At 71.7% G+C, this 18,178-nt stretch carries 23 protein-coding genes; 11 read left to right on the forward strand and 12 right to left on the reverse strand.

Going from position 1 to position 18,178, the window contains the following annotated elements:
- Positions 1–34 precede the first annotated feature (34 nt).
- From NIE111_RS29840 to NIE111_RS29850, 3 genes are all read right to left on the reverse strand, one after another.
- On the reverse strand, positions 35–757 hold the full coding sequence (locus tag NIE111_RS29840) for an AIM24 family protein (RefSeq protein ID WP_238687577.1): 723 nt from the start codon (positions 755–757) through the stop codon (positions 35–37).
- A gap of 107 nt (positions 758–864) precedes the next feature.
- Positions 865–1,212 (reverse strand): metallopeptidase family protein, encoded by a 348-nt coding sequence (locus tag NIE111_RS29845; protein WP_238687698.1) that lies wholly within the window; start codon positions 1,210–1,212, stop codon positions 865–867.
- Between the two features lie 149 nt (positions 1,213–1,361).
- Positions 1,362–1,793 carry an OsmC family protein gene (locus tag NIE111_RS29850; RefSeq protein ID WP_091396762.1) on the reverse strand — a complete coding sequence of 144 codons (432 nt, stop codon included), beginning with the start codon at positions 1,791–1,793 and terminating at the stop codon, positions 1,362–1,364.
- Positions 1,794–1,924: 131 nt separating this feature from the next.
- On the opposite strand from NIE111_RS29850, the gene NIE111_RS29855 reads away from it, so the two are divergent.
- The 3 genes from NIE111_RS29855 (at position 1,925) to NIE111_RS29865 (ending at position 4,587) form a co-directional block, all read left to right on the forward strand.
- Positions 1,925–2,665: a hypothetical protein gene (locus NIE111_RS29855; RefSeq protein WP_238687578.1), complete on the forward strand. Its 741-nt coding sequence runs from the start codon at positions 1,925–1,927 to the stop codon at positions 2,663–2,665.
- Between the two features lie 288 nt (positions 2,666–2,953).
- Positions 2,954–3,775, forward strand: a complete 822-nt coding sequence (locus NIE111_RS29860; protein WP_238687579.1) for an HAD family hydrolase — start codon at positions 2,954–2,956, stop codon at positions 3,773–3,775.
- The gene (locus tag NIE111_RS29865) at positions 3,775–4,587 is read left to right on the forward strand and encodes an HAD family hydrolase (RefSeq protein WP_238687580.1); all 813 of its coding nucleotides are present in this window, start codon (positions 3,775–3,777) and stop codon (positions 4,585–4,587) included. The genes NIE111_RS29860 and NIE111_RS29865 overlap by 1 nt, the downstream gene beginning before the upstream one ends.
- 2 nt (positions 4,588–4,589) lie before the next feature.
- Here NIE111_RS29865 and NIE111_RS29870 read toward each other — a convergent pair whose 3' ends face one another.
- Positions 4,590–5,192, reverse strand: coding sequence for a bacterial proteasome activator family protein (locus tag NIE111_RS29870; RefSeq protein WP_091396749.1), 603 nt, complete (start codon positions 5,190–5,192; stop codon positions 4,590–4,592).
- An 84-nt stretch (positions 5,193–5,276) separates the two neighbouring features.
- On the opposite strand from NIE111_RS29870, the gene NIE111_RS29875 reads away from it, so the two are divergent.
- A complete protein-coding gene (locus tag NIE111_RS29875) occupies positions 5,277–6,074 on the forward strand; it encodes an alpha/beta hydrolase family protein (protein WP_238687581.1) in 798 nt (265 codons plus the stop codon).
- An 80-nt stretch (positions 6,075–6,154) separates the two neighbouring features.
- Positions 6,155–7,342 carry an ABC transporter substrate-binding protein gene (locus NIE111_RS29880; protein WP_238687582.1) on the forward strand — a complete coding sequence of 396 codons (1,188 nt, stop codon included), beginning with the start codon at positions 6,155–6,157 and terminating at the stop codon, positions 7,340–7,342.
- 67 nt (positions 7,343–7,409) lie between these two features.
- On the opposite strand, the gene ddaH is transcribed toward NIE111_RS29880, so the two are convergent.
- Complete coding sequence (gene ddaH, locus NIE111_RS29885; protein WP_353962155.1) at positions 7,410–8,243, reverse strand: dimethylargininase; 834 nt, start codon at positions 8,241–8,243, stop codon at positions 7,410–7,412.
- A gap of 59 nt (positions 8,244–8,302) precedes the next feature.
- On the opposite strand from ddaH, the gene NIE111_RS29890 reads away from it, so the two are divergent.
- Both NIE111_RS29890 and NIE111_RS29895 read left to right on the forward strand, forming a co-directional pair.
- Positions 8,303–8,767: an Lrp/AsnC family transcriptional regulator gene (locus NIE111_RS29890; RefSeq protein WP_124770828.1), complete on the forward strand. Its 465-nt coding sequence runs from the start codon at positions 8,303–8,305 to the stop codon at positions 8,765–8,767.
- A 72-nt stretch (positions 8,768–8,839) separates the two neighbouring features.
- On the forward strand, positions 8,840–9,796 hold the full coding sequence (locus NIE111_RS29895) for a zinc-binding dehydrogenase (RefSeq protein ID WP_238687584.1): 957 nt from the start codon (positions 8,840–8,842) through the stop codon (positions 9,794–9,796).
- Between the two features lie 6 nt (positions 9,797–9,802).
- Here the strand turns inward: NIE111_RS29895 and NIE111_RS29900 are convergent, their stop codons facing one another.
- The 3 genes from NIE111_RS29900 to NIE111_RS29910 form a co-directional block, all read right to left on the reverse strand.
- Positions 9,803–10,909, reverse strand: a complete 1,107-nt coding sequence (locus tag NIE111_RS29900) for a T3SS (YopN, CesT) and YbjN peptide-binding chaperone 1 (protein ID WP_238687585.1) — start codon at positions 10,907–10,909, stop codon at positions 9,803–9,805.
- A gap of 81 nt (positions 10,910–10,990) precedes the next feature.
- The gene (locus tag NIE111_RS29905; RefSeq protein ID WP_238687586.1) at positions 10,991–11,257 is read right to left on the reverse strand and encodes a DUF6457 domain-containing protein; all 267 of its coding nucleotides are present in this window, start codon (positions 11,255–11,257) and stop codon (positions 10,991–10,993) included.
- Positions 11,254–12,105: an NTP transferase domain-containing protein gene (locus NIE111_RS29910; RefSeq protein WP_238687587.1), complete on the reverse strand. Its 852-nt coding sequence runs from the start codon at positions 12,103–12,105 to the stop codon at positions 11,254–11,256. Before NIE111_RS29910 ends, NIE111_RS29905 begins: the two co-directional genes overlap by 4 nt.
- 248 nt (positions 12,106–12,353) lie before the next feature.
- Between NIE111_RS29910 and fdhD the strand changes: the two genes are divergently transcribed.
- Entirely contained in the window at positions 12,354–13,220 is an 867-nt protein-coding gene (gene fdhD, locus NIE111_RS29915; protein WP_238687588.1) for a formate dehydrogenase accessory sulfurtransferase FdhD, read from the forward strand.
- 13 nt (positions 13,221–13,233) lie between these two features.
- Here fdhD and NIE111_RS29920 read toward each other — a convergent pair whose 3' ends face one another.
- The 4 genes from NIE111_RS29920 to NIE111_RS29935 all read right to left on the reverse strand — a co-directional run bounded on the left by NIE111_RS29920 (position 13,234) and on the right by NIE111_RS29935 (position 15,820).
- Positions 13,234–13,950, reverse strand: a complete 717-nt coding sequence (locus tag NIE111_RS29920) for a GAP family protein (protein WP_238687589.1) — start codon at positions 13,948–13,950, stop codon at positions 13,234–13,236.
- Positions 13,951–14,070: 120 nt separating this feature from the next.
- Positions 14,071–14,469 carry a hypothetical protein gene (locus tag NIE111_RS29925; RefSeq protein ID WP_238687590.1) on the reverse strand — a complete coding sequence of 133 codons (399 nt, stop codon included), beginning with the start codon at positions 14,467–14,469 and terminating at the stop codon, positions 14,071–14,073.
- Positions 14,466–14,717 carry a hypothetical protein gene (locus NIE111_RS29930; RefSeq protein WP_238687591.1) on the reverse strand — a complete coding sequence of 84 codons (252 nt, stop codon included), beginning with the start codon at positions 14,715–14,717 and terminating at the stop codon, positions 14,466–14,468. The genes NIE111_RS29925 and NIE111_RS29930 overlap by 4 nt, the downstream gene beginning before the upstream one ends.
- Before the next feature lie 59 nt (positions 14,718–14,776).
- A complete protein-coding gene (locus NIE111_RS29935; RefSeq protein ID WP_238687592.1) occupies positions 14,777–15,820 on the reverse strand; it encodes a DUF4192 domain-containing protein in 1,044 nt (347 codons plus the stop codon).
- A gap of 173 nt (positions 15,821–15,993) precedes the next feature.
- Here NIE111_RS29935 and NIE111_RS29940 point away from each other — a divergent pair, with 173 nt between their 5' ends.
- The 3 genes from NIE111_RS29940 to NIE111_RS29950 are packed head-to-tail and all read left to right on the forward strand — an operon-like array spanning position 15,994 to position 18,175.
- On the forward strand, positions 15,994–16,908 hold the full coding sequence (locus NIE111_RS29940; RefSeq protein WP_238687593.1) for a fructosamine kinase family protein: 915 nt from the start codon (positions 15,994–15,996) through the stop codon (positions 16,906–16,908).
- On the forward strand, positions 16,905–17,918 hold the full coding sequence (gene moaA, locus NIE111_RS29945) for a GTP 3',8-cyclase MoaA (RefSeq protein ID WP_238687594.1): 1,014 nt from the start codon (positions 16,905–16,907) through the stop codon (positions 17,916–17,918). Before NIE111_RS29940 ends, moaA begins: the two co-directional genes overlap by 4 nt.
- A gap of 2 nt (positions 17,919–17,920) precedes the next feature.
- The gene (locus NIE111_RS29950) at positions 17,921–18,175 is read left to right on the forward strand and encodes a MoaD/ThiS family protein (RefSeq protein WP_238687595.1); all 255 of its coding nucleotides are present in this window, start codon (positions 17,921–17,923) and stop codon (positions 18,173–18,175) included.
- The last annotated feature ends 3 nt before the right edge of the window (positions 18,176–18,178 follow it).

An 18,178-nucleotide genomic window follows, 5' to 3' on the forward strand; every position in this document is an offset into this window, starting at 1 on the left:
TCGACAGATCAGGTGCGCCCAGCGCCGCTTCCGGTCAGCTCAGCAGGCCGCCGAGCAGACCGCCCTCCTGCTGCTGCTGGCCACTGCCCATGATCGGCGGCTCCTCGGACGGCTGCACCACCACGAAGCCCTGACCGGCGAAGCTCATGGTGAACGACTCACCGGTGCGGCGGCCGAGCAGAGTGCCGAGGCCCATCTGCTCGGCCCGGTGGTAGCCGGTCTGGAGGTTGGCCGACCAGCAGACCGCGGCCTGGGGGTCGACGTACGTCGGGGCGTCCACGTTCAGCACTACCGGGGTGCCCTTGGTGGTGATGGCGATCCGCCCGTGGCCGCTGAACACACAGTTGAAGAGGCCGGACGAGGACGCCATCCCGGCGCCGCCGACCATCCTGATGTCGTACTGGAGGGTGGAGTCGAAGGCGAGCACGCTGCTGCCGTTGATGGAGAGGGCGTCGCCCGGCTCCAGGTCGATGATGTGCACGTCCTTGGCCAGCTCGGCGAGGAAGACGTCACCCTGCCCGGTGACCTTCATCAGCGGGACGCCCTCGCCGGTGAGCTTCTGCTTGAGGAACTTGCCGAGCCCGCCTGAACCCAACGCCTGGAACTGCACATTCCCCTGGTAGGCGACCATCGACCCGACCCGGGCCATCGCCTCGCCGTTGAGCTCGATCTTCAACATCTTGGAGTTCTGCAACCGCATGCCGGGCTGCGCGGACTCCTTCTCCAGATTCTCCGCGGAGAACAGCTCGCTGCGCATGAAAGGGCCTCCTGAATAGGGTCGCGTTCGCTGTACCGACCGTAGGCGACCTCGGCAAGCACCGACCATCGGACGGGCGGCGCGGCGCGGGTGGGTGAGCGCGGGGCTCAGCCCCAGCCCAGCGCGTGCAGGCGCGCGTCGTCGATGCCGAAGTGGTGGGCGATCTCGTGCACCACTGTCACCGCCACCTCGTCGATGACGTCCTCGTCGTTGTCGCAGATCCGCAGGATCGGATGGCGGTAGATGAAGATCCGGTCGGGCAGCACGCCGGCATAGTCCCAACCGCGCTCGGTGAGCGCATACCCCTCGTAGAGGCCGAGCAGGTCGACCTCGCCCGGTGGCGGGTCGTCCTCGACCAGGATCACCACGTTGTTCATCAGGCCGAGTAGTTCTTCGGGCACCTCGTCGAGGGCTTCGCCGACCAACTCCTCGAAGCGCTCACGGCTCATCTCCACCGGCACCTCGCCCATTGTGCCCGACGCGGGGGCACGCGGCCCGGTCCTGCTGGACGCCGGTGACCGTCATCCGCACATGCACGGAAGAAGCGACCACCCGGGACCGGGCGGAGGCTCCTTCCGTGGACGTACGGTGTGGGCCGGCTGGCTCAGGCAGCCAGGCGAGCGTTGAGGGTGATCTCGGCGCCCGGCGAGAGCAGGCGGGAGATCGGGCAGTTGGCCTTGGCGGCCTCGGCGAGCTTCTGGAACTCCGCGTCGTCGATCCCCGGGACCTGGCCGACCGTCTCGAGGTCGATCCGGGTCACGGTCATGCCGGCGTCGGTCTTGTCCAGGTGCACCTTGGCGGTGGTCTCGACCGAGGTGGCCGTCGAGCCCGCGTCGGCAAGCGCCTTGGAGAACGCCATCGAGAAGCAGCCGGCGTGCGCGGCGGCGATCAGCTCCTCGGGGTTGGTGCCCTCACCCTCCTCGAAGCGCGACTTGAAGGAGTAGTTGCCGGACAGGCCGCCCTTACCGGTGCGGATGGTGCCCGCGCCCTCGGTGAGATTGCCCTGCCATTGTGCTGAAGCGGTACGGATAGGCATGGGGCAAACGCTAGCGGAAAGGCGACCGCGGAGCGACAGACCGGCGCGCTCGCCAGCCCTGCGATCCCTGTCACCACCAGCTTGCTGTGCCATGATGCGACCCAGGTCCGTGACCGGCGGAAGGGTGGCCGATGTCCGAGGAGCTTCCAATCCCGCGGCAGGGCGACCGATCCGAGGCCCCGGCGGTGATCGAGTGGGGTGGCGACGAGCCGGCCCCGCGACGCCGCTTCGCGTGGTCCCTGGCCGACTTCGCGCAGGATCCTCGGCTGCCCGTCCTGCTCGCCGGTCTGGGCGCGGTGGCCGCGATCGCCTCGCTGGTCGGTGAGTGGCTGGTGATGAACCTGCCGAACGGCGGGCCCGACGGAAACGCGACGATCAAGGTGCCCGCCGGGCTGTCCGAGGTCGGTGGGTTCGGGGTCGGCTACCTGGTCGGGCTCCTCGCCCTCGTCTGCACCGTGGCGCTGACGTTGCGCGGCACGGCGGCCGTGCGGCCGAACGCCCGGCTGGCCGGTCTCACACTGGCCGGTGCCCTGCTGGCGCTGCTGGCTGCTGCCACGGCCAGCCTCGACAACCCCGGCCAGCGAAACTTCTTCTACTCGCCCCAGGACGGCTTCGAGGTCGAGTACGGCCGTGGGCTGGTGATGGCGTTCGTGGCCTGTGTGCTGTTCGCGGCCGCCCTGCGGCTGACCCCCGCCGCACCTCCCGGCGCGTTCGCCGGGCCGCCGGACGACGACCAACCCGCCGACGCGCCAGCACCACGACCCCGGCGCCGCCGCCGAGACCCCGACCCGATCGAGGACGGCCTCCCCGCCCCAGCCGACCTGACCGTTACCCCCGCCGCCCCCTTCGCCCGCCCCGACCCCCAGCCCTAACCCCACCCCACCCCACCCCACCCCACCCCACCCCCGCGCCGATCTTGCATTTTCTGTCCCGGCATAGGGCCCATAAGTACGCGAAACGGCAACCGAAAGTGCAAGATCGCGCGGTGAGGTGTGGGCGGCGCGCGCGGGACACCTCACCGGCGCTGAGGGTTGGCGTCCGATTCGCCTGGAAGCCATGGATGCGACCCGTTCCGCGAGGTACGGTTGCTGCCCGCCGTCACTCCGGGACTCGGTTTCCCTGACCCTGGCGGTGCGACGGCGGTGGGCGAAGGAGGAACGATGACCCGCCCAGGACTGCCCAAGTTGATCGCGACCGACCTCGACGGAACGCTGGTACGCAGCGACAACACCGTCTCCGCGTACACCCACGGGGTGCTCGACCGGGTGCGCGCCGCCGGAATTCCGGTGGTCGGCGCGACCGGACGCGGCCCTCGGTTGACCGAGTTGACCCGCAACGACATCCGGGCCGCCGACTTCCTGGTGATGGCCGGCGGCGGACGGGTGGTCGACCAGAGCGACCCGAGCGGCCCGGTGGTGCTCCGCGACGAGCGGCTGCCCGCCGAGGTGCTGGCCCGGCTCCTCGCCGACCTGGAGGCGGAGGTCGGCCCGCTGACCGTGATGGTCGAGGCGTCCGACGAGCACGACGCCCCGCTGTGGGGCGACTACCACGAGAGCTGGCCCTTCCAGGACCGCTTCGAGGCGCGCACCCGCGACGAGTGCCTCGCCTGCGACGTGATCAAGGCGTTCGCCCGGACCGCCGACCATCACGTGGACGAACTGCTGGCGGTGGCCCGCCGGATCGTCTCGCCGCAGGTCGCCACGCTCACCCAGGCCGGGCTCGGCTTCATCGAGATCTGCCCGCCGGGCGTGGACAAGGCGACCGGGTTGACCGTCGTGGCGCAGACCCTCGGGGTCGACCCGGCGGACGTGCTGGTCTTCGGTGACATGCCCAACGACCTGCCGATGTTCGAATGGGCCGGTTGGTCGCGGGTGGCAGTGGCCAACGCGCACCCCGCGCTGCGCGCCGCCGCCGACGAGGTGACATTGCGCAACGACGACGACGGGGTGGCGGTGTATCTGGACCGGCTACTGTCCCGGTAATGGGAGACACACCCCGCCTCATCGCCACCGACATCGACGGCACGCTGATCCGCGACGACCACACCGTCAGCCCACGCACCGCCGACCTGCTCGCGCGGATCGCCGCGCGTGGCACGCCGGTCGTCCTGGTCACCGGCCGTCCGGTCCGCTGGCTCAAGATGGTGTACGACCAGCTCGCCCGACCGCTGCCGGCGGTCTGCGCCAACGGCGCCGTCGTCTACGACCCGTTCGAGGACGCTGTGGTGCGGGCTGACCCGCTCGCCCCGCACCACCTGGCCGAGGTGGCCCGGAGGCTACGGGCCGAGGTGCCCGGGATCAGCTTCGCCGTGGAGATCCTGGACAGCCGGGAGATGCGGCACGAGGCGCACTACCCGCTGCGCTGGGACGCCGACGCCAACGGCATCCGGCCGATCGAGACGCCGGAGGAGTTGCTCTCGGTCCCGGCGGTGAAGCTCCTCGCCCGAGCCGGCGAGCAGGACCCGGACGCCTTCGCCGAGCTGATCGGCACGGCGGTGGCGGGGTTGGCCGAGGCCACGCACTCGTCGTCCTCAGGGCTGGTGGAGATCTCGGCGGCCGGGGTGACCAAGGCGGCGGGACTGGCCTGGTACTGCGACCAGCTCGGAGTGGCCGCGGCGGACGTGCTGGCCTTCGGCGACATGCCCAACGACGTGCCGATGTTGACCTGGGCCGGGCGTGGTGTGGCGGTGGCCAACGCGCACCGCGCCGTCCTGGCGGTCGCCGACGACGTGACGACGGCGAACACCGAGGACGGCGTGGCGGCGTACCTGGAGAAGATCTTCGGGGTGGACTGAGGTCAGAGGTACTGACCGGTGTTGTGGCCCTCGCCGCCGCCCGGCTGGCCGATGCCCGGCATCCCGGGGACCACCCCACCGGGGCCGCTGGGCAGCGCCTGCCGGCCGCCGCGCATCTGCTCCAGCTGCACCCGGGCGGCCATCTGCTGGGCCACCAGGGCCGCCTGGATGCCGTGGAACAGGCCCTCCAGCCAGCCGACGAGCTGGGCGTGCGCGATCCGCAGCTCGCCCTCGCTGGGGGCCTTGTCCTCGGCGAAGGGCAGCGAGATGCGCTCGAGCTCGTCGCGCAGCTCGGGGGCGAGGCCCTCCTTGAGCTCTACGATCGACCGCTCGTGGATCTCCCGCATCCGGTTGCGGCTGGCGTCGTCGAGAGGTGCGGCCTTCACCTCCTCCAGCAACTGCTTGATCATGCTGCCGATCCGCATCACCTTGGCCGGCTGTTCGACCAGGCGGGTCGGGTCCTCGCCCTGGCCCTCGTCGGTCTGCATCGTGCCGATCGGCCGGCCGTCCGGGCCAACCACCACCACGGTGCCGGAGTGGCCGGAGTCGTCGGGGCCGGGCTCGTCGTTCTGTCCAGCGGAGCGCGCTTCGGTCATGGGGTCCATCTTTACCCAGCGGGCGCGAACCATGCCGGCCGGGACCGACTACCGGGGCCGAACCACCCGGGCGGGGCGCGCTACCGTCGCGCCATGCCTGTCGACCCGCGCGCCGTGTTGACCCGGCCCGCACCGGAGCCCGACCGGACAGTGGCGTACGGAGACCACCCGGATCAGGTGGCCGATCTGCGCCTCCCGGCGGGAACCGGGCCGGCCCGGCCGCTGGTCGTCGTCCTGCACGGCGGCTTCTGGCGGGCCGAGTACGACCGACGGCACACCGGCCCGCTGGCCGCGGCCCTCGCCGCTGACGGCTACCCGGTGGCGCAGCTGGAATACCGCCGTTCCGGGCAGCCCGGAGGTGGCTGGCCGGGCACCCTGACCGACGTACTGACCGGGGTGGCCGAGCTGCCGGTGCTGGCGGCCGAGGCGCTGCCCGGCCGGGTGAGCCTGGCCCCGCCGGTCCTGGTCGGGCATTCCGCCGGCGGCCACCTGGCGCTGTACGTGGCGGCCACCGCCCCGGCAACGGTCGGCGGGGTGCTCGCCCTGGCCCCGGTGGCCGATCTGGGCGAGGCGTACCGGCGGGATCTGGACTCGGGCGCTGTCGCCGCGCTGCTCGGCGGCGGCCCGGCGCAGTTCCCGGACCGGTACGCGAGAGCGGATCCACGGATGTTGGTACCGATACGAACACGCACGGTAGTTGTTCATGGCTCTGACGATCGCCAGGTTCCGGTGGAGATGAGCCGGGATTTCGTGGCGGAGGCGCGTGTCACAGGTTCCGATATTTCCCTTGTTGAACTGCCCGGATGCGAGCATTTCGGGCTGATCGACCCGGAGGCTGTCGTCTGGCCTCAGGTCCTCGCCGTGTTGCGGTCCCTGCACGATGATCACTAGCCATTGACGCAGCGTCGCGGAGCAGGTAGAACGCCGGTGGGGCGGTGTTCGGCCCTGTACGCATCCTTGGAAGGAACTCGGTGTCGCAGATGAATCGCAGGCGGGCGCTCCAACTGTTGGCCGCGCTCGGTACCACCGGGTTCGTCGCCGCGTGTGGCTCAGACGGTGATGCCGATCCGACCGCCGACCGGGGCCCGATCAAGATCGGTTTGATCACGCCGCAGGCCGGTGGTTTCAAGAGCATCGGCGACGACATCACCAATGGCTTCCAGCTCTTCCTCGACCTGCACGACCAGCGGCTGGGCGGCCACCCGGTGGAGCTGCTGACCGCCGACGAGGGCGACACCGCGAAGACCGGCAAGGCTGCCGTCGAGGGCCTGCTCAAGCAGGGCGTGCTGGCACTCACCGGCGTGGTCAACTCGGCGGTGATGGTCGGCATCCGGGACACCGTGGAGCAGGCCCGGGTCCCGCTGATCGGCTCCAACGCCTCACCGAGCAGCCTGCAGAGCGTCTTCTACATCTGGCGGACCTCGTACGTCCTCGACGAGGCCGGCCGGGCGCTGGGCCGCTACCTGCGCGACCAGCTGCCGGCGAACGGCCGCGTCGCGATCATCATGCCGGAGAACGTCGGCAGCCCGGACGTGGTCCGCGGCTTCCGGCAGGAGTTCGGCGCGAACGACCGGCGGATCGGCGACCCGGTGACCTACACCAACGCCACCTCCAACCCCAGCAAGACGACGTACGCCTCGGACATCACCAGGGCGCTGGCCAAGAAGCCCACGGCGGTCTTCTGCTTCTTCGCCGGGGCGGCAGCCGTGGAGTTCATCAAGCAGCTGCGCGAGAAGTTCGCCGGGCCGATCTACGCACCGGGCTTCCTCACCGAGGGCACAGTGCTGGAGAACCTGAAGGACAACGCGCTGGGCATCCAGACCGCGTTGAACTACTCGGCCGACCTGAACAACACGTCGAACCGGGTCTTCGCCTCGGCGTACCGCAAGAAGTACCAGGTCACCCCCACCACGTACGCGATGGCGTCGTACGACGCGGCGCAGGTGCTCGACCAGGCCATCCAGCTGACCGGTGGGAAGCCCACGCCGCAGCAGGTCAACCTGGCCCTGGGCAAGATCGGCCAGATCGACAGCCCGCGCGGCATCTGGCAGTTCAACCAGCCGCGTACCCCGCAGCAGAAGTGGTACCTGCGCGAGGTGCAGCGCGACGGTCAGGTCATGTCGAACGTGCTGATCAACGAGCTGGCCACGCTGGGCTGAACGCCCACCCGGAACACGATTCGGGGCCGGTCTCCCAGTGGGAGGCCGGCCCCGAGACGTTCGCGGGTCAGTGCCGCAGCTCGGCGATGCAGCACTTCACGCTGCCGCCGCCCTTCTTCAGCTCGGCCAGCTCGACCGGGACCGGGGTGTACCCGGCCGCCTTGAGCTTGCCGGCCAGGCGGGTGGCCTCGCTGTTGAGCACCACGTTCGCGCCGTCGCTGACCAGGTTGAGCCCGAAGGCCATCGCGTCCTCGTCGTCGGCGATGACCGCGTCCGGGAAGAGCTGGGTGAGCACCCGCTGGCTGGCCGCGGAGAACGCGCCCGGGAAGTAGACGATGTTCGCGTCGTCGATGGCCGCGAGCGCCACGTCCAGGTGGTAGAAGCGGGGGTCGATCAGGCGCAGCGACACCACCGGACGACCCAGCGCCTCCTGCGCCTCCGCGTGCGCGGGGATCTCGGTACGGAAGCCGTGCCCGGCCAGGATGAGCCCGCCATGCGCCTCCGGCACGTACGCGAAGTCGCCCTCACCCTCGTTGGTCTCGCCGGGTGCGATGAACCGCCAGCCCTGCGCCTCGTAGAAGGCGTGGTGGGCGGCGGCCTCGGCGGCCCGCTGTTCGTGCTTGAACCGTGCGCCGTAGACGCTGCCGTCCACCACGAAGCCGCCGTTGGCGGCGTAGACCATGTCGGGCAGGCCCTGCTCGGCGGTGAGCAGGTGCACGTCGTGGCCGAGGCCGACAAGCGTCTCGCGCAGCCGGTCCCACTGCTTGACGGCCAGGTCCCGGTCGACCGGGGTGGTCACGTCCATCCACGGGTTGATCGCGTACTCGACCGCGAAGTACTCCGGCGAGCACATGAGATATGTCCGCTTTCGCGGGAAACGCTGCTGGTTCACGGTCACCAAGAGTAGGTACCGTGGAACTTTGAAAACAGCCACAAGCGTTGCTTCTCAGAGGCGGAACGTTGCAGATAGACGCGGTAGACCAGCGGATCATTGCGTTACTCGTCGCGGACGCCCGTGCGTCGTACGCCGACATCGGCGCCCGGGTGTCACTCTCCGCCCCAGCGGTCAAACGTCGCGTCGACCGACTGCGCGCCACCGGTGTGATCAGGGGATTCACGGCCGTCGTTGATCCGGCGGCCGTCGGCTGGACCACGGAGGCCTTCGTCGAGTTGTTCTGCGCCGGCCGGACCACCCCCGCGCAGATCGGCGTGGCCGCCCGCCGACACCCCGAGGTGGTCGGCGCGTACACCGTCTCCGGGGAGGCGGACGCGCTCGTGCACCTGCGCGCCGCCGACATCGGCCACCTGGAGGCGGCACTGGAGCGGCTGCGTGCCGAGTCCTTCGTGACCTCCACCCGCAGCACCATCGTGCTCTCCCGGCTGGTCGAATCGCCCGGCGTCGGCCCGTCCGCCGGTACCTCTTGACCTCAACCCAGGTTGAGGAGATGGACTGGCTCCGAGTGGGCGAGGCAGCCCATCGAGGCCGAGGGGGCTGTCATGCGGGCGATCTGGTTACGTGAGTTCGGTGGGCCCGAGGTGCTGGTGCCCGGTCCCGCGCCCGACCCGGTCCCCGGTCCCGACCAGGTGCTGATCGACGTCGCCCACGCGAACATCACCTTCATCGAGACGCAGCTGCGCGCCGGTCACCCCGGCCCGTTCCGCCTCACCCCACCGCTGATCCCCGGCAACGGCGTCGGCGGGGTGATCACGGCGGTCGGGCCGGACGTCGACCCGGCGCTGACCGGGCAGTGGGTGGTCAGCGCCACCGGAGGTTCCGGCGGTTACGCCGAACGCGCGGCAGTTGACGCGTCGGCGACGATCGCGGTGCCGGCCGGGTTGGCTTTGGACGAGGCGGTGGCACTGCTGGCCGACGGGCGGACCGCCACCATGCTGATCGAGGCGGTCGGCGTCCGCCCGGGTGACCGGGTGCTGGTGGAGGCCGCGGCCGGCGGCGTCGGCAGCCTGCTGGTGCAGCTCGCGGTCCGGGCCGGTGCCCGGGTGATCGGCGCGGCCGGTGGGCGACGCAAGGTGGACCTGCTACCCGGCCTGGGCGCCGAGCTGGCCGTCGACTACCTGCTGCCCGAGTGGCCCGAGCAGGTCCGCGCTGCGGTGGGCGCTGTCGACGTGGTGCTCGACGGGGTCGGTGGTTCGGTGGCCCGGGCCGCCTTCGACCTGCTCGCTCCCGGCGGCCGGATGGTCAGCTTCGGGCTGGCGAGCGGGGAGTGGTCACCGGTGTCGGCGGAGGCCGCCACGGCACGGCAGGTCACACTGGTCCGCCCGGACGTACCACCGGCCCGGCTGCGGGCGTACACCGAACAGGCCCTGGCGGACGCGGCGGCCGGCCGCCTGCGACCGCTCATCGGCCAGCGTTTCCCACTGGAACGTGCCGCCGACGCGCACGCCGCCATCGAGGCGCGCGCGACGGTCGGCAAGACCCTGCTGGACGTGGCCTGATCGGGCTCAGAGATACATGCCGGTGCGGTGCTCCGACTCGTCGCGCCGGACCGGCTTGTCACCCTCACCGAAGAACCGCTTGCCGCCGAACTCGCCGTGCAGACGGTCGTCCAACTCGTCGGCGAGACCGGTCATCACCTGCACGGCCAGCATCAGATGGGTCGCCTGGAAGTTGCGGCCGAACACCGGGATGGACGCCCACACCGTGTCGTCGGCGCAGTAGAGGCGACCGATCGGCATCCGGTTGGTCAGTTCGGAGAGCTTGACGTAGAGCCGCTCGGTCGGCTCCACCTCGGTGAGCACCGGGGAGAAGACATCCACCAGGGGCGGATTGTCCCGCACCCGCACGAAGACCATCGCCGAGCCGGCGCGGATGGTGATGTCGCCGTCCGAATCGATCTGCAACCGGTCGGTGTCCGACTTCAACATGGTGGAGACCACTGTGCGGACCCGATCGGCCAGGTCGAGCACGTCGTCTCGCTCGACCTGCGAGGCGGCCGCCTCGGCCAACGCCTCCTCCAGGTCCGCCTCGACGTCGGCGTCCGGACCGAACTCACTGCGGGCGGTGCCCAGCGGGTCCACTGCCAACGGCTCGCCCTCGGCATCGTGCACCAAATAGACCAGGAAGGCCGGGTGCGGAGCACCGTAGACGTCCCGCAGCGTGCGGGAGAGCAGCGTGGCGACCTGCGTCGACTCGGCCGTCGTGGCATTCAGCCCGAAGGAACCGCCGGAGCCGGCGACCACCCCGGGCGGGGACCAACCGAGCGCGACCATGTCCGCCACCGCGCCGCGGTCCAGTCGGTAGCCCGCCGGCAGAGCGGCGTTGCCGACCGCGCGGGCGGACAACACCAGGTCCGCGTCCACGTCGACGCTTATCGAATAGACGGCGTCCCCGGTGCCGGAGGCGGTGGGATCCAGTGTCACGTCGAGGTGCGCGCCGACGGGAAGTTCCCGCAGCCGTACGGCGAGCGCACGGGCGAACTCCCGCCACGCCTCGGTCACCTTCGCCCGCAGGTCGGTGGTGCTGGGCTCGTCGAGCAGGATCGATTCCGCCGGCTCACTCGAAGCGCCGGGCAGCTCACCGTGCGGCGCCGAGGGGTGGTCAGCCGTCATGATCGCCTCCGTCCGTCACGATCACCCTACCCACGCCGCCTGTTGGTCCAATCAGCCCGGACCGGGATCGGACAGCGGCGGTCAGGGGGCCGTCGGGTGCGTGGGGTCGGCGCCCAGCTCGACCGGCCAGGCGCCCGCCAGCGCGCTGAGCCGGGCCGCGGCGTCCGCCGGGTCCGCGCCCCGGCCAACCGCCAACCCGAAGAGGTACGCGGTGACCGGCGCACCCGGACGCAGCACCTGGTGGGCGACGTCCCGGGCCAGATCCAGCACCGCCGGCACCGGCACCGCAGCCGGAGGCAGATCCAACTCGGCGCAGACCGCCGTGACCCAGTCGTCCATCACCGTCATCGCGCCCACTCCTCCGCCCGGCGTACGTCCTCGTCAGTGTCGCAGTCGAACCACGGTGGCGGGCCCTCGCCGGACCAGGCCACCTCCCGCACGACGAGACCGGCCAGCAACGCCCGGACCGGAGCTCCGGACAGACTGCCGCCCCGCTCGACCGTCAGCCGGTCCACGGCCGCCCGCAGCGCGCCGACCCGCCAGACACCACAGAGCGACTGCCGCCGCCCGTCCCCGTCCACGAAGCACGCCCCGTCCGGCCCTCGCTCGCCGTCGAGGCCACCGCGGGCCGGCGTCGGAGCGAGGCCACTGCCGGCCGGCGTCGGAGCGAGGGCAGTGCCGGCCGGTGGCGTCGGAGCGAGGCCGCCGCGGACCGGCGGCGGCGGCGGAGCGAAGCCGCTGTGGGCCGTCGGTGCGGAAGCAGAGCCACTGCGGGCCGGCGTCACCGGAGCTGAGCCCCTGTGGGCAGGCAGCGGCGGAGCAGAGGGGCCGCCCGCCGGTTCTGGGTCGGGGGTCTCCCGGTCGAGGTGCTTCAGCAGTTCACCGATCGCGGCCCGGGTGAGCAGCGGCAGGTCGGCGGCGAGCAGCGCGACCACTGTGACGTCGGGATCCAGCAGCGCCAGGCCGGCCGCCGCCGCCGCGACCGGACCCCCGCCGGGCGGGTCCTCCCGAACGACCAGCACACCCGCCGGTACGGCGTCGGCCGCACCGACCAGCACCTGCGGCGTCGCGTCGCTGACGGCGGCCAGCACCCGGTCGCGCATCGGCCGGCCACCGACCGGAAGCGCGGGCTTGTCGAGCCCGCCCATCCGTCGGGCGGCCCCACCCGCGAGCACCACTGCGGCGTACGTCCCCACCCGGCCACCGTAGCCGTGCCGACGCCCGCTCAGGCCGACGCCCGCTCAGGCCCGATCGCAAGGCCCCCACCCGACTCCTCCGACGTGCTGGCCCGACCCCTCGCCCCGGTGATCATGAAGTTATCGCTCGACACGCCGACGACACGCGCGGACAACTTCATGATCAACGCGCCGGGCTCGGTGGGGCCTGCGGTCGGTGACGGGCGGTGGTCGTGCGGGTGGGCCGGCGGGGGGTGGAGGATGGCGGGATGGGACGGGCAACTGATCGACGCGGCATACTCCGGATCGACCTGGACGCGGCCACCGCCGGGCGCGGATCGGTTCGCCGGCCGGACACGCTCGCCGTGGAGGAGCCGCTGGAGATCCGGGTTGGCGCGGCCGGTCCCGGCAAACGTCGGCCGCTCGCCGTCACCATGCGTACTCCCGGCGACGATCTGGACCTGGCCATCGGATTCCTGCTGACGGAGGGGCTGATCCGGTCGACCGATGACGTGTTGACAGCGCAACTCTGCGCCGGCGCGGAGACGCCGAACACGTACAACGTGGTGGACGTGGTGCTCGCCCCCGGCGTACCGGAGCCGACCACCGACCCGTCCCGGAACTTCTACACGACCAGCTCCTGCGGTGTCTGCGGCAAGGCCAGCATCGACGCGGTACGCACCCGGTCGCTCTTCCCGGTCGCGGCGGACCCGCTGAGCGTGCCGGCCACGCTGCTCGCCGAGCTGCCCGACCGGTTGCGCGCCGCCCAGCGCGGCTTCGATCGGACCGGCGGGCTGCACGCGGCGGGCCTGTTCACCCCCGACGGTGAGCTGGTGGTGCTCCGGGAGGACGTGGGCCGACACAACGCCGTGGACAAGGTGATCGGCTGGGCCGTGCGGGAACGCCGGCTGCCGCTCACCGGGCACCTGCTGCTCGTCTCCGGACGGGCCAGCTTCGAGCTGACCCAGAAGGCGTGGATGGCGGGGTTGCCGCTGCTGGCCGCGGTGTCCGCCCCGAGCACCCTCGCCGCGGACCTGGCCGACGAGGCGGGGATGACACTCGTCGGCTTCCTCCGCGGACGGACCATGAACGTCTACACCGGGCCACACCGGATCAGTGTGGAGCAACCAGCCTGACCCGAGCGGCCCGTCATTTGCCGATCCGGTCGATCAGGTCGAACAGGGCCAGCCGGGCGGCGGCGTCACGGGCGATCAGGAAACCGGCGATGCCGAGGATCCAGCCCAGCGCGCTGCCCGCCTTGGTGACGATCCAGGTGTTCAGGCGGGCCAGCACCGGCTCGACCAGTCGCGGGCGGGCCACCCTGGCACCCAGCAACAACACCGCCGGCAGCACCATGACCAGGCAGTACCCGGTGAGCAGCGCCACCACGCTCGCCGCTCCCACCCCCGAGGTGGCCAACAGACCCACCGCACCGAGGTACGGAAGCATTGTCGCCACCTCGGCAAGCGCCGCGAGCAGCGCGAGCCCGACCAACCAGCGGGCCGAGGAGTCTCCGGCGGTGGCCCGGTCCCGCCAGCGCAGGACACCCCCGGTACGGGGACGCCGCTTGCCGTCGTAGCGGAAGCTGAGTGCCAGCATTCCCACGCCCAGGACGAGTTGTGCCCAGAGGACACCCCGGTTGTCCAGGGCGCCGCCCAGCGCGTCGCCCAGCCTGCTGCCTCCCCAGACCAGCAGCAGCCCAACCGCGAGGTAGAACACCGCGATGGTGGCGAGGTAGCCCAGGATCCGCCGGACGTTGACCGGTCCGGGGGCGAGCAGCAACCAGACCGGGATGAAGAGGGTGCCGATGCTGGTGCTGTCGATCAACGCCAGCCCGGCCAGCGACAGCAGCAACTCGGGGGTCATGTCGTACCAACGCGGAGAAGGGCCACGAGATCATTCTCCGGCGGCGGTGAGCCTGCCGCGTCGGCCGTGGACAGGAGCAACGCGTACATCCTTCGACGGAGGGCGTCGCCGGAGGACCAGTCACGCCAGGTCGAGGATGCTCCAGTTGGTGGGGAGCACCTTCGCCGCCACAGTGGGTCGCACTGTCGCGTAGTGCGCCTCGTGGGTGAGTGCCGCACGGGCGGCCTGACCGAACGAGATGTCTCCGGCCGTGGCGCGGGCCAGCGTGCCGGTGTGGCGCACGTCCTCGGCGTCGAGTGGCAGCAGTCGGATCATCGGGGCAGTCATCATCAGGGCCAGTAGGGCGGCATCGATCTCGTCGGCCACGCTCGTGAAGGCGACAGCCAGGCAGGTCGCGGGGATGGCCACCTGCCGACCCTCGTCGGCGACCTCCAGCATCAACTCCCCCACCGAGACGTTGCCCTCGATGTAGGCCGTCAACGCCGACGCGTCGAACACGACAGCGATCTGATCGCTCATCCGGCGCCTCCCAACATCCGGCGCCCCTCGGCCAGAGCGTCCGCCGGGATGGGCGTCGCCAGGCGCTCCCGCCATCGCGCCCTGCCCGCCTCGGTCACCTCGATGCCGGCGCGCCGGAGCACCTCGTCGAGGTGCGTGCCCTCCATCTGGGCCCGCACCGCCGCGGTGATGGCGGCCGAGACGTTGGGCTGCTGGTCGAGCCACTCGGCGACGTCGTCGGGGAGGCTCACGGAGCGCTTCACTGTCACGTCCGTCAGCCTACAATTCCGGTAGCACCCACGGTATTACCACGCAGGCGCGGGGCCGGTCAGTGGCGGCCACGTCGGCTCCGCTTGCGGGGCCGGATGACGCCGGGCATCCCGACCGACGGCCAGCCGTCCAACTCGGCCGGGGGCACGCCCCGCCGGAGCAGGTCGTCCAGCACCAGGGCGAGCGAGTAGTCGGGGTGCAGGCTCAGCGTGCGTTCGAGCGCGACCGCCGCCAACGCGCCCTGTCCGGCGCGCCACGCGGCGAACGCCAGCAGCGCACCCGGCGCGGCGGCCACCTCCGGCTCGGCGCGGCGCAGCACGTCGGTCCAGAGGGCGATGTCCCGGTCCCGGCCGTCGGTGCGTTCCCACGCGTGATCGCGGACCGGCAGGTGGGTCATCAGCAGGCTCAACCAGGCCGCCTCGTCGTCGTCGAGCCGCTCACCACGCCGCTGCCGGCGCTGGGCCTCGCGAACCGCCGCCACCCCGGCGGCGCGCAGCGCCCGCGCCCCGAGCAGGTCGCTCTCGGGTGCCTGCTCGATCAGCTCGGCCAGTCTCAGCTCGGCGCGGGCGGTGGCCGCTCGGGCCGCCTCCCGGGCCGGGCCGTCCACCGGTGCCACCTGCGCCACCAGGGCGGCCCGGTCGGGGAGTGCGACCTGACCGGCGAAGACCGCCGAGGCGGTCAGACGGTTGACGGTCGGGTCGTAGCGGCGACCCTCGGGCGGGCAGCAGTCGGGCTCGGTGCAGAGGTAGGACCACCAACGGCCATCGGTCACCCGCAGCGCGTCGAGCACGTGCAGCCCGAAGTCGTTCAGCGCGTCGCGCACCGCGTCCACGGCCGGGGTGACCAGCTCCGGTCGCCCGTAACCCACGACGGTGGCGGCTTCGGCGCCCTGCCGGCGGATCACACCAGCCAGGTGCACGGCCAGCCCGCCGGGCTCGGTCGGGTCGGGCAGATCCGCGCGGGCGGCGAAGACGATCTGCCGACCGACCAGCGCCACGGCGACCACGCTGTCGGTGGGATGAAAGCCGAGCAGGTACGGCACAGCGGCGATCAGGTCCGCAGGTGAGCGGACGGCGAGCTGAGGGCGTTCGGTCGAGGTCATGTCGGAAGCCTGCGGCGGGCGTGCCGGGCCCGGCCACCCCTGTGGACGACACGCGACTTATCCACAGTTACTGACTGTGTTTTCCCTGCTCACGCCACACCTACAGGTGCGGAAAGAGCGCCGATGTCGTCGGGCGACACCTGGCTGTCGTAAGGAGCGGTTACCGTGCGCTGATGGACCTGGCGTACCTGCGCGCGCATCCGGCACACCTCCCGACCTTCCGGACCCATCAGCGGCTCCGGGAGACGCCGGTCGCCGGTGGAAACATCTGCGCGGCCGCCCGGCTCACTCTCGACGACGGCCACTCCGTCTTCGCCAAGTCCTGGCCCGACGACGCCGACCGACCGCCGCCGGAGGGCTTCTTCGCCGCCGAAGCCGCCGGTCTGCGCTGGCTGCGGGAGGCGGGCGCGGTCGGCGTACCCGAGGTGATCGTGGTGTTGCCGGAGCTGCTGGCGCTCGACTGGGTGGAGCCCGGCGAACCGACGCCGGAGGCCGCGGAGCGCTTCGGCCGGGAGTTGGCCGGGCTGCACCGGGCTGGCGCAACCACCTTCGGTGCCACCTGGCCCGGGTTCATCGGCTCGCTCCCACAGGACAACACCCCCACGGCCGGGCGCTGGTCGACCTGGTTCGCCGAGCGACGCCTCGCCCCCTACCTGCGACGCTCGGTCGACGGTGGCGCGCTGACCAGCGCCGATGCCGCTCTGGTCGAGCAGGTGATCAGTCGCCTCGACGGGCTCGGCGGCGACGAGCCGCCCGCGCGCATCCACGGCGACCTGTGGCCGGGCAACGTGCTGTGGGGGGCCGACGACCGGGCCTGGCTCGTCGACCCGGCAGCCCACGGTGGGCACCGGGAGACGGATCTCGCCCAGCTCGCCCTCTTCGGCGGCATCCCCCACCTGGATCGGGTGCTGACCGCCTACCAGGAGAGTTGGCCACTACCGGATGGTTGGCGTGACCGCGTACCAGTGCATCAACTGCATCTCCTGCTGGTGCACACAGCACTCTTCGGCGTCAGCTTCCGAGATGTGGTCGTCCAGACCGCCCGTGGCGTCCTGAGCCGCGCCGAGCGCGCTACGGTCGACAGGTGAGCGCCGCCCCGGGGACCGACGGCGTCCTCGTCGACCGGTACGGCCGTGTCGCCCGGGACCTGCGCGTGTCCCTCACCGACAAGTGCAACCTGCGCTGCACCTACTGCATGCCGGCGGAAGGTCTCCCCTGGCTGGCCGGCCCCGAGTTGCTGAGCGACGAGGAGATCGTCCGGTTGGTCCGGGTGGCTGTCGAGCTGCTCGGTGTGACCGAGGTGCGGTTCACCGGCGGTGAGCCGCTGATCCGACCCGGGCTGGTCGACATCGTGACGGCGGTCGCCGCTCTCGAGCCCCGCCCCCGGGTCTCGCTGACCACCAACGGCATCGGCCTGGACCGACTGGCCCCGGCGTTGCGGGCCGCCGGCCTGGACCGGGTGAACGTCTCACTGGACACCCTGGACCCGGACCGGTTCACCACGCTCACCCGCCGCCCCCGTCTCGACGCGGTGCTGGCCGGGCTCGCGGGAGCGGCGGCTGCCGGCCTCAGCCCGGTGAAGATCAACTCGGTGTTGATGCGTGGTGTCAACGAGGACGAGGCACCGGCGCTGCTCCGCTTCGCCCTCGACCACGACTACCAGCTACGGATCATCGAGCAGATGCCGTTGGACGCCCAGCACGGTTGGGCCCGCGACACCATGGTGACCGCCGAGGAGATCCTGGCGTCGCTGCGTACCGTCTTCGATCTGAGCCCCGACCCGGCCGAGCGCGGCGCGGCACCGGCGGAGACCTGGCTGGTCGACGGAGGCCCCGCCCGGGTCGGTGTGATCGCCAGCGTCACCCGCCCCTTCTGCGGGGACTGCGACCGCACCCGGTTGACCGCCGACGGCCAGGTCCGCGCCTGCCTCTTCGCCACCGAGGAGTCGGATCTGCGCGCCGCGCTGCGCACCGGCGCGGACGACGACGAGTTGGCCCGACGCTGGCGTACCGCGATGTGGGGCAAGCGCGCCGGGCACGGCATCGACGACCCCACCTTCCTCCAGCCGACCCGCCCGATGTCCGCGATCGGAGGCTGAGCGTGGAGGGGACCCCGCTGACCATCCGCTACTTCGCGGGCGCCCGCGCCGCCGCCGGCCGCGCCGAGGAGGCCATCCCCGCCGGGCGGTCACTCGACGACCTCACGGCCGAGCTGACCCAGCGCCACGGCGACCGGCTCGCCGGGGTGCTGCGGGTGGCGAGTTTCCTCGTGAACGGCGTCACCTGTCATGATCGTCGGGCACCCCTGCCGGCCGGGGCCACGATCGATGTCCTGCCCCCGTTCGCGGGCGGCTGAGGG

It is taken from the genome of Micromonospora hortensis (assembly GCF_022230935.1).
Classification (GTDB): Bacteria; Actinomycetota; Actinomycetes; order Mycobacteriales; family Micromonosporaceae; genus Micromonospora; species Micromonospora hortensis.

Coding starts and splice junctions, on each gene's coding strand:
- NIE111_RS29900 (WP_238687585.1), bottom strand. CDS start 10,909: ATGACGGCTGACCACCCCTCGGCGCCGCACGGTGAGCTGCCCGGCGCT.
- NIE111_RS29865 (WP_238687580.1), top strand. CDS start 3,775: ATGGGAGACACACCCCGCCTCATCGCCACCGACATCGACGGCACGCTG.
- NIE111_RS29870 (WP_091396749.1), bottom strand. CDS start 5,192: ATGGACCCCATGACCGAAGCGCGCTCCGCTGGACAGAACGACGAGCCC.
- NIE111_RS29905 (WP_238687586.1), bottom strand. CDS start 11,257: ATGACGGTGATGGACGACTGGGTCACGGCGGTCTGCGCCGAGTTGGAT.
- NIE111_RS29940 (WP_238687593.1), top strand. CDS start 15,994: ATGGACCTGGCGTACCTGCGCGCGCATCCGGCACACCTCCCGACCTTC.
- NIE111_RS29875 (WP_238687581.1), top strand. CDS start 5,277: ATGCCTGTCGACCCGCGCGCCGTGTTGACCCGGCCCGCACCGGAGCCC.
- fdhD (WP_238687588.1), top strand. CDS start 12,354: ATGGGACGGGCAACTGATCGACGCGGCATACTCCGGATCGACCTGGAC.
- NIE111_RS29920 (WP_238687589.1), bottom strand. CDS start 13,950: ATGACCCCCGAGTTGCTGCTGTCGCTGGCCGGGCTGGCGTTGATCGAC.
- NIE111_RS29855 (WP_238687578.1), top strand. CDS start 1,925: ATGTCCGAGGAGCTTCCAATCCCGCGGCAGGGCGACCGATCCGAGGCC.
- NIE111_RS29935 (WP_238687592.1), bottom strand. CDS start 15,820: ATGACCTCGACCGAACGCCCTCAGCTCGCCGTCCGCTCACCTGCGGAC.
- NIE111_RS29860 (WP_238687579.1), top strand. CDS start 2,954: ATGACCCGCCCAGGACTGCCCAAGTTGATCGCGACCGACCTCGACGGA.
- NIE111_RS29850 (WP_091396762.1), bottom strand. CDS start 1,793: ATGCCTATCCGTACCGCTTCAGCACAATGGCAGGGCAATCTCACCGAG.
- NIE111_RS29925 (WP_238687590.1), bottom strand. CDS start 14,469: ATGAGCGATCAGATCGCTGTCGTGTTCGACGCGTCGGCGTTGACGGCC.
- NIE111_RS29840 (WP_238687577.1), bottom strand. CDS start 757: ATGCGCAGCGAGCTGTTCTCCGCGGAGAATCTGGAGAAGGAGTCCGCG.
- NIE111_RS29895 (WP_238687584.1), top strand. CDS start 8,840: ATGCGGGCGATCTGGTTACGTGAGTTCGGTGGGCCCGAGGTGCTGGTG.